The following is a 7663-nucleotide window of genomic DNA, read 5'->3' as shown; positions in this document are numbered from 1 at the left end:
CAGGCTGAGCAACTACTACAGTGTTATTGTCCCATTTATAATCTAATCCTCTTGTTTTAGTTATCAAATCTAAAGATTTTTCAAAAGTAATATCCTGTAAATGAACAGTAATATTACCAACAACCTGGCTGTCAGTTATTAAGTTAACATCTGCCACTTCTGCAATAGCTCTCAACACATCAACAATATCAGCATTTCTGAAATTCATATCTTCTATTTTGTCCTGTGGTCCTGCTGATGCTGCTGCTGTTAAAGATATAACCAATATTAAAATAATAAAAGAAATCTTCTTTATTTTTATCATTTACTTTGCCTCCAATCAATATGCCTCAAATTTTTTAATATTTAACTCTAATGGAACTGCCATTTTTTATAAATACTGCTTCTCCATTTTGATAAGAAGATAGTCTATAGCCATTCATCATATCTCCAATTTTAAGAAGATGTTTATCCTGGTTATAACTTACAATTAAAGCCATTCTAGAATTAGCAGCTTTTATTACTCCATCAATTACTATCTCTGGTTCTGAAACTGTCTCTTCTACTTGATTACTCTCCTCAACAGCAGTAAATTCTTCTGTGAGATAATTTTCCTCTGTCGCAATTTCATCTGAAATTTCATCAGTTTCTATTTCTATAAAAAATGGGTTTTTTAAATTTTTAATTTGAGTACTACTTAGTTTATTTGCAGCTGCAAATTCGTTTAAATCACTTTCCACATCAAGATCTAAAGCAGAAGCTGTACTATTAATCATTAATATTAAAATAACGATAGATAATAATTTGAAAATCTTCATTAAATCACCCCGCTGAATTTTCTATAAACTCTCTTAACTCATCTGACTGATGATAAAATAAATTTAAATTTAAAGAAATTAAATTTTCCTGCTGCTGAACATTACTGGCAGTCAAATTTTCTACAACTAATCTATAATCCCAGTTATCTAGCATTTGAAGAAAGGATAGTAATTCAAAATATCCACCCTGAATTTCAAAAGTAAAGGGATAACCATTATCTGTATTTCTTTTTTGATAACTTCTGATATCAACATTACTTTCCCTGGCAAAATAATCAACAGCAGCTAAAATCTCTTCAGCGTCTCTAACCACTGTTTCTAATCGTTCTTCTCTTTCTTTTTTTAATTCAACCAATTCTTTTTCTAAACTATTAATTTGATTTACTTTATTCAATACAGCTGTATATTCGCTTTGAATATTTGTAATCTGATTTTCTAAATCCTGCTGATGAGCTTTGATAGGTTGATAGAGCAAATAATAATAAGCAGCCATTACTACTGTGACAAATAAAATAAAAAGTAGTATTTTTTCTCTTTTAGACAAATTACTCATTATAAATCACCCCTCTATCTTTATTATCTAGCTCCACAATTAAATTAAATTCTAAGCTATCATTTTTTCTAAACCTTTCTAAAGAAATAATAGAAAAAATATCTGAATTAAAAATACGCGAACTAAAATCTAATAATGATCTAATAGTTTCAGCATTACCATTAATTTGAATCTGTCCTCTGCTGTAATCTAAACGATTAAAAGTAATATTATCACCAATTATTTTTGCAAATTCTATAAAAAATGGTGCAGTAGTATATTTTTCTAGTTCAACTTTTTCTGGGAGTTTAAAGTTAGCAATTTCATCTTCTAACTGAAAATAATATTCTTTCTCTGGACGCAGCACTTCTAATCTTGTTTCCCAATCGTTTCTGCGTTTTTCAAGATTTTGAACCTTTAAATAATTAAAATAATAATTTAAGGCTGGTACTGCAATAATTAAAAATATTAATAAGACAACTACAATTTCCATCCATTCAATTTTTACACCATCATCTTTTTCAAGGAGGTTAACTCTCATTATGCATCACCTCACTAACAATAGTACCAGCGGCAGTTGCCATAAAATGTTTATTGATCTGTTTGACATCATTCTTGAAATCAAATTCTTTTAAGGGGTCGATAATCGATATTTTATAATCTATCTGCTCTTTAAAATAGCTGGTTAATCCATTTAATAATAAGCCGCCACCTGTTAAATAGATATTTTCAACAGGATTTTCTTTATTTCTCTCATTATGATATTCTAAAGAACGATTTATCTCAAAAATTATCTCATCTACCAACTCTTTTACCCGTTTCTGTGTTGTTTCAGCAGTGTCAATATCTGTAAGCATTAAATCAAATTTTTTTTCTTCAACTTCTGCCTGCTCAGGAAAAAACTCAAATTTTTTCTTTTCAATTTCAGCCTCTTCATGACTTTTTTCTTCATTCAAAAATAAATTACTAAAATTATCGCCTGAAGTATCTACTTCTCGACTGAGATAAAACTTATTTTCAGCAGCAATTAAAATTTTAGAACTCCTAGCTCCAACATCTAAAATTAAAGCTGGTTTTTCTAATCTTTTATCTTTACTTAGTAGAGATATTAATGCCATATCTTCCAAATTGAAAACCTCAACTTTCAACATATTATTATCAAATATCTCTAAATAACCATTAAGAATATCTTTTGATATCCCTGTCACTAAAAGCTCATACTGATCATTTTCCTCGTTTATAATAATATAATCTAAAGCAATTTTTTCCACCTCAATATCCATAAAATCCTGAACTTCCCAGACCAAGGCCTCTTTTAACTCATCTTCAGGCATTTTAGGCATTTTAAGATTTCTAACAAACTCCTGTCCAGAAGCTGGTGTAACCAATAAAACACCTGGTTTCATATCTTTTTCATTAAAAATATCTGCAATAATTTTTGTTAAAAGATGAGTATCGATAATCTTACCATCTTTAATTGTTCCAGGAGGTAATTCTCTCCTACCAGATGCAAGCAGCTTTAGCTTGCCATTTTTTGCTCTGCTGCTTAAATATTTAATACTATTGTGTCCAAAATCAAGACTAACATACTTTATTCCTTTGATTAAAGATAATGGACTTACTGCCATATAATTCATCTCCCTTCTATTTTATTTATCTAATTACGCTCCAGTCTAATCTGATAGGACCAGTTTTATCACTATTATAGCTATAGTTACCACCATGAACTCTTGTTAAATCTGCTATACCAGGATCTATACTTCCCCTTAGAGGATTATCTTCAGAGTAAGTTTTAACACTTGAAATATCCTGATCTGTATAATTTATTTCATTAAATATCATTGAAGAAGCATAACCACCACTAAAATCATTACTTGTATAAGTTGCAAAAGGAGCAAAATATGCTAAATTAATATCAGATTCCCAAGGCATAGTAATATGACCATTTTCAAACGAAACTGTCTCAGCAGTTGTATAAAAAATTATATTTGCATTTCCATCAAGAGAAAGATTTGCATAAGGACTTATTTCTCCATCAACTAAAATATGAAGTACATCATCTGCTTTTGAAAAATCCATACTTGCTGCTACATTAGGTGTCAAATCTCCATCAATGTAGATATAATTTCCATCATTGTAAAATTGGTTATTGTCATCTATAAAAGCCTGACCTGCATTCATTTCTACCCAATAATCTCTCCAACCATTATAATCCTCTGAATCAGGTTCTAAATCAGGTTGTGGTTCAGGCTGTGGAATTGTAAACCACAAAAATCTATTTCTTCTTTCAGCCCTATAAACTTTTCCACTATAACTTATTTTTGTACCAACAGAATAAGATTGATTACTCCAATTACTATAACTTCCCTGATCATCTTCATAAGTGTAGCCGCCTTCTTCATCTAATCTTCTCTTAAATTCTTCTACAATTTTTTCTTGATAATCATAATCATCAGGACTAGGAAGTGATGTTTGATTATAATCAACCTTTCCCTTAGCAAGTCCTACTTTTGATATATCTGGATCATTTATTTCCCAATAATCATTATTAGGATTATCAGGATCCGGTTGTGTTTCATTATCATTAACTTTACTTGTATAAATTTCGTTATCATAAATCACTTTTTCTCGTGATCTATAAATCTTATCATTATTCCATTCTTTAAAAGAATTATCAATCATCCAGTTATCCTGCCAGTTATCTTCTCCAGGTTCTACTGCTTCACCTGCAGAATAATCACCTTTACTGACATAAACCTTATTATCATGGACTACTAATTCTCCCTCAAAATAAGAGGAACTGTTAGACCATTTACTATATAAAACTTCAGCAGTTCCAAAACTGTGATCATCTACATTATAAAATCGATTATACCCATTGAGATTAATTTTATTTGCAAATCTAGAATATTTAAAATAATCAATTAAATGCTCAATTAAATATTCAACTCTAATAGTCTCACTTTCATTACCATTATCAGCTGTAATTTCATAGATATAAATATTATTTTCTTCATAATTAGAATGTGGATTAAATTCAATAGTAATACCATAACCCGCAATATTTAAATCATTTTCAAATTGGCTTTGCAATTTCTGCAGCTCTTTATAAATTTTTTCAGCTGAAAAAAAACCTTTACCAGCAATATTATCTTGATAAAATTTATTTAACTTTAAATCAAGATAATTTGCTCCACCTTCAGCTGCATAAAATGCCTGACTGCGTGCAGCTGCATCCTGTACTAAACCTATATTTGAAGAATACATAAGCATCATAGCAGTAGCTAAACTTCCAACCAGAGCTAATAATAAAATAACCATTACTAAGGCTATTCCATCATTATTTTTAAGATTTTTTTTCATAATGATCACCTCCAGAAATTAAGGTTACGAGGATATACAGTTTTTAATTCTTCAATAACATTACCATTTCCTAAATCTACTCTTATTTCAAATTCAAATGCATTGTTATTAAAATCAATTTCTGTACCATCAACAATAATTTTCCTGACATTATCTCGATTTATTTTTTTGTTATCTTTAAGTCTTATCTCATTACCTTCAATAAGCCTTATTTCAGTACCACCTGTAAAAGTTTTTTCTTTATTATTACCACTACTATCTACATATTTTATTTTAATATCATCAGTGAATTTTATCTTGTCATCTTCAAAAACTATTGTGGTTCCATTTTTAAATTTGATTATACCAGTTCCATCTTTGTATCTTTTATAAAGAATAATTTTCTCACCTGCATAATTTTTTAACTTAAATTCTACTAAATTGGTTAGAGCCCTTTCTTTATTTAAAGGTAGATTTTCAGCTACTTTCTTTTTTAATTCTAATTTATTAGTATTTTTTAGAATTACAAAATCTGCATTTTCAGCATCTTTATCAATTTCATCATACCAAAATTTCCAAGTATCAGGAGTAGTAAAATCAAAATATTTATATTCTCTAATATTCTGAGTAATATCTTCAATCATAATTTGGGTTAAACGATTATTACTAACCCGCTCTGTGCTATCTCTAAAAATATCAAATGACTGAACTAAAATAGCGGCCATCAAAGTCAGAACTATTAATAAGATTGTAAAGGTAATTAACACTTCAACTAAAGTAAACCCTCTATTATTTTTCATTTTAATCAGCACCCATCATTGTTTCGATTTCGTATGTCCCTTCCCCCTGCTCTTCCTCCCAAAAAATAGTTAATTTAATGTTATATAAATCTAAATCATCAGAAACTTCTGATTCAGAAATTTCTATTTCTGATTTTTCTAAATAATTAAATCTATTATTAGCTATATGATCATCAAAAATATCTGAAAGTTGTTGCTGTATTATAGAAGGCGAAACAGTATCTAAATCATCTTCTATAAAACTCCTTATATCACTTGAATAACTTCCACTGATTAGATCAACTCCATCTGAATTTATAATATTTTTCAGATTTTTAGAGTTAGCTAAATAATCAAGTATACTTGCAGACATTGAAGAAGCCAGATCTATATTTCTGGTAGTTCTTTCACTTCTAAATCCAACAAGAACAGCCCCAGCAAATGTTGTAATTAAGAGAATTATTATTGTAAAAGCTAATATAACTTCTACTAATGTAAATCCTTGATTATTTTTTAAAATCTTCATTTAGGCTTCTCCTCTCATTAAAAAATAAGTGATAAATACATAGCAAATAGTTCTTCTGAATAAAACCAAAGTATTAAAGAAGCCACAGCCAAAAATGGTCCAAAAGGTAATTTAGTTTTCATACCAGTTTTTCCAGAAATAACACCAGGTAGATGGGCCATCAAAGCAATTAAAGCACCTAAAAAGACTGCAGTTACAGCAATTACTGGCCCTGTAAAACTACCAACCATTGCCATCATTTTGATATCTCCACCACCCATACCACCTTTACTTAAAAAAGCTATTAAAAATAGTAAACCTCCAGCTGCCAGAACTCCTATTAAAGAATAAATAAAAGTTATATCAGTTCTAAAAAAGCTAAAACTTAATCCTACTACAAGACCACCAAGAGTTAATTGATCTGGAAGTATTTGATGATCAACATCAATCATTGTCAGTACTATCATTAAAGAAGAAAATACTAAACCTGCAGCTAATATGATTAAATCAGATATATAAATATAATTTATAATAAATATAATTCCGGTTAACAATTCTATAATAGGATATCTGATTGAAATATCTGCTTTACAGTTTTTGCATTTCCCTCTTAAAAAAATATAACTTAAAACTGGAATTAGTTCCAGCATACTTAATTTATGACCACAATTAGGACAGTGAGATGGTGGATAAATAATTGATTTCCCTGTCGGCAGTCTATAAATAACTACATTTAAAAAACTACCAATTACCAATCCTGTTATAAATAATAAAAATATCATATAAACCTTCCATTCATTTTATATATTTAAATAATTATTCTAAATTTAAATGACTGTTTAAACCTTCTTCTAAATCACCGTTAGATTTAATACCTACATATTCAGTTTCACTTTCACCTGGGAGTTTAACTGAAAAAACAAAACTATCACCATCACTGTTATAATGATATGGTTCATAACTTTCTATTCCTATTTCCTGAACTATACTATCTAATGCATTAAATTCATCTCTAAAATTAGTAATAAAAGTTGAAGTATTGGCAGCAGTAGGATATGTTCCTTCTTTAAATCTATATACTTCTATCTCTGTTAATAAGGTCCTGGTATTAAAAATTACAGCTTCTCGTCGAGCTTCTTCTCTAATCCCCATTAAATTAGGCATGGCTATTGAAGCTAAAACTCCTATTATAACTATTACGATTAATAATTCAATTAAAGTAAAACCACTATTACTAGTTATAACTTTAAACATAAATCAACCTCCAAATAATCTAATTTCCCTTTGCTAAAATCGTTAAAGAAATACCTAAACCTAATATAATCCAGAAAACAGGAGCTACAGATATAACACTGTCATTAAAAAATCCTGCAACTAAATAAGCAGTTACTGCTCCCATTAATGCAATTCCCAATCTATTCTTCCAGCTGCTTAAATCACTATTCTTATACAAAACAAATGACGAAAATATATAATTCCCCCATAAATATAATAAAGCTAATAATGAAATAATTCCTGTATTAATAGCTATCTGTAAATATAAATTGTGGGGTTTATCCACTATAATTTCAGGATTACTAAAAAATTTAAGTTTTCCGATTACATCATCTTGGGGAAAATACATTGCATAAGTATCAGGACCGTGACCAATAAAAATTGTATCTTTTAGTAATGGTAAAGTGCGTGACCAGATATAGGCTCTGGATGA

Annotated in this window: 10 protein-coding genes and 1 pseudogene; all 11 read right to left on the bottom strand. The window is 29.1% G+C overall.

Annotation, left to right across the window (positions count from 1 at the left end):
- A pseudogene (locus CI949_RS14050) lies at positions 1 to 304 on the bottom strand (type II and III secretion system protein); the annotation flags it as partial.
- A 34-nt stretch (positions 305 to 338) separates the two neighbouring features.
- Complete coding sequence (locus tag CI949_RS14045; protein ID WP_089716662.1) at positions 339 to 797, bottom strand: hypothetical protein; 459 nt, start codon at positions 795 to 797, stop codon at positions 339 to 341.
- 4 nt (positions 798 to 801) lie between these two features.
- A complete protein-coding gene (gspM, locus tag CI949_RS14040; protein WP_089719187.1) occupies positions 802 to 1350 on the bottom strand; it encodes a type 4a pilus biogenesis protein PilO in 549 nt (182 codons plus the stop codon).
- On the bottom strand, positions 1343 to 1870 hold the full coding sequence (locus CI949_RS14035) for a PilN domain-containing protein (RefSeq protein ID WP_110301292.1): 528 nt from the start codon (positions 1868 to 1870) through the stop codon (positions 1343 to 1345). The genes gspM and CI949_RS14035 overlap by 8 nt, the downstream gene beginning before the upstream one ends.
- Positions 1860 to 2957, bottom strand: a complete 1098-nt coding sequence (gene pilM, locus CI949_RS14030; RefSeq protein WP_181413358.1) for a pilus assembly protein PilM — start codon at positions 2955 to 2957, stop codon at positions 1860 to 1862. The genes CI949_RS14035 and pilM overlap by 11 nt, the downstream gene beginning before the upstream one ends.
- A 25-nt stretch (positions 2958 to 2982) precedes the next feature.
- Positions 2983 to 4692, bottom strand: a complete 1710-nt coding sequence (locus CI949_RS14025; RefSeq protein WP_089716658.1) for a pilus assembly PilX N-terminal domain-containing protein — start codon at positions 4690 to 4692, stop codon at positions 2983 to 2985.
- A gap of 5 nt (positions 4693 to 4697) precedes the next feature.
- A complete protein-coding gene (locus tag CI949_RS14020) occupies positions 4698 to 5471 on the bottom strand; it encodes a prepilin-type N-terminal cleavage/methylation domain-containing protein (RefSeq protein ID WP_143008772.1) in 774 nt (257 codons plus the stop codon).
- Position 5472: 1 nt separating this feature from the next.
- Complete coding sequence (locus CI949_RS14015) at positions 5473 to 5976, bottom strand: type II secretion system protein (protein ID WP_089716656.1); 504 nt, start codon at positions 5974 to 5976, stop codon at positions 5473 to 5475.
- Positions 5977 to 5993: 17 nt separating this feature from the next.
- Positions 5994 to 6737 (bottom strand): A24 family peptidase, encoded by a 744-nt coding sequence (locus CI949_RS14010; protein WP_089716655.1) that lies wholly within the window; start codon positions 6735 to 6737, stop codon positions 5994 to 5996.
- 34 nt (positions 6738 to 6771) lie between these two features.
- Positions 6772 to 7209 carry a prepilin-type N-terminal cleavage/methylation domain-containing protein gene (locus CI949_RS14005; RefSeq protein WP_089716654.1) on the bottom strand — a complete coding sequence of 146 codons (438 nt, stop codon included), beginning with the start codon at positions 7207 to 7209 and terminating at the stop codon, positions 6772 to 6774.
- Between the two features lie 19 nt (positions 7210 to 7228).
- Positions 7229 to 7663: O-antigen ligase (locus CI949_RS14000; RefSeq protein WP_290767430.1), on the bottom strand; the 435-nt coding region annotated here is incomplete at its 5' end.

It is taken from the genome of Halanaerobium sp., assembly GCF_003070835.1.
The sequence above is the reverse complement of the archived record's forward strand: the minus strand, read 5'-3'. Positions and strand labels throughout refer to the sequence as shown.

What these genes read in the sequence shown, in the direction of transcription:
- CI949_RS14045 (WP_089716662.1), bottom strand. Translation starts at nt 797, where the DNA reads ATGAAGATTTTCAAATTATTATCTATCGTTATTTTAATATTAATGATT.
- gspM (WP_089719187.1), bottom strand. Translation starts at nt 1,350, where the DNA reads ATGAGTAATTTGTCTAAAAGAGAAAAAATACTACTTTTTATTTTATTT.
- CI949_RS14035 (WP_110301292.1), bottom strand. Translation starts at nt 1,870, where the DNA reads ATGAGAGTTAACCTCCTTGAAAAAGATGATGGTGTAAAAATTGAATGG.
- pilM (WP_181413358.1), bottom strand. Translation starts at nt 2,957, where the DNA reads ATGGCAGTAAGTCCATTATCTTTAATCAAAGGAATAAAGTATGTTAGT.
- CI949_RS14025 (WP_089716658.1), bottom strand. Translation starts at nt 4,692, where the DNA reads ATGAAAAAAAATCTTAAAAATAATGATGGAATAGCCTTAGTAATGGTT.
- CI949_RS14020 (WP_143008772.1), bottom strand. Translation starts at nt 5,471, where the DNA reads ATGAAAAATAATAGAGGGTTTACTTTAGTTGAAGTGTTAATTACCTTT.
- CI949_RS14015 (WP_089716656.1), bottom strand. Translation starts at nt 5,976, where the DNA reads ATGAAGATTTTAAAAAATAATCAAGGATTTACATTAGTAGAAGTTATA.
- CI949_RS14010 (WP_089716655.1), bottom strand. Translation starts at nt 6,737, where the DNA reads ATGATATTTTTATTATTTATAACAGGATTGGTAATTGGTAGTTTTTTA.
- CI949_RS14005 (WP_089716654.1), bottom strand. Translation starts at nt 7,209, where the DNA reads ATGTTTAAAGTTATAACTAGTAATAGTGGTTTTACTTTAATTGAATTA.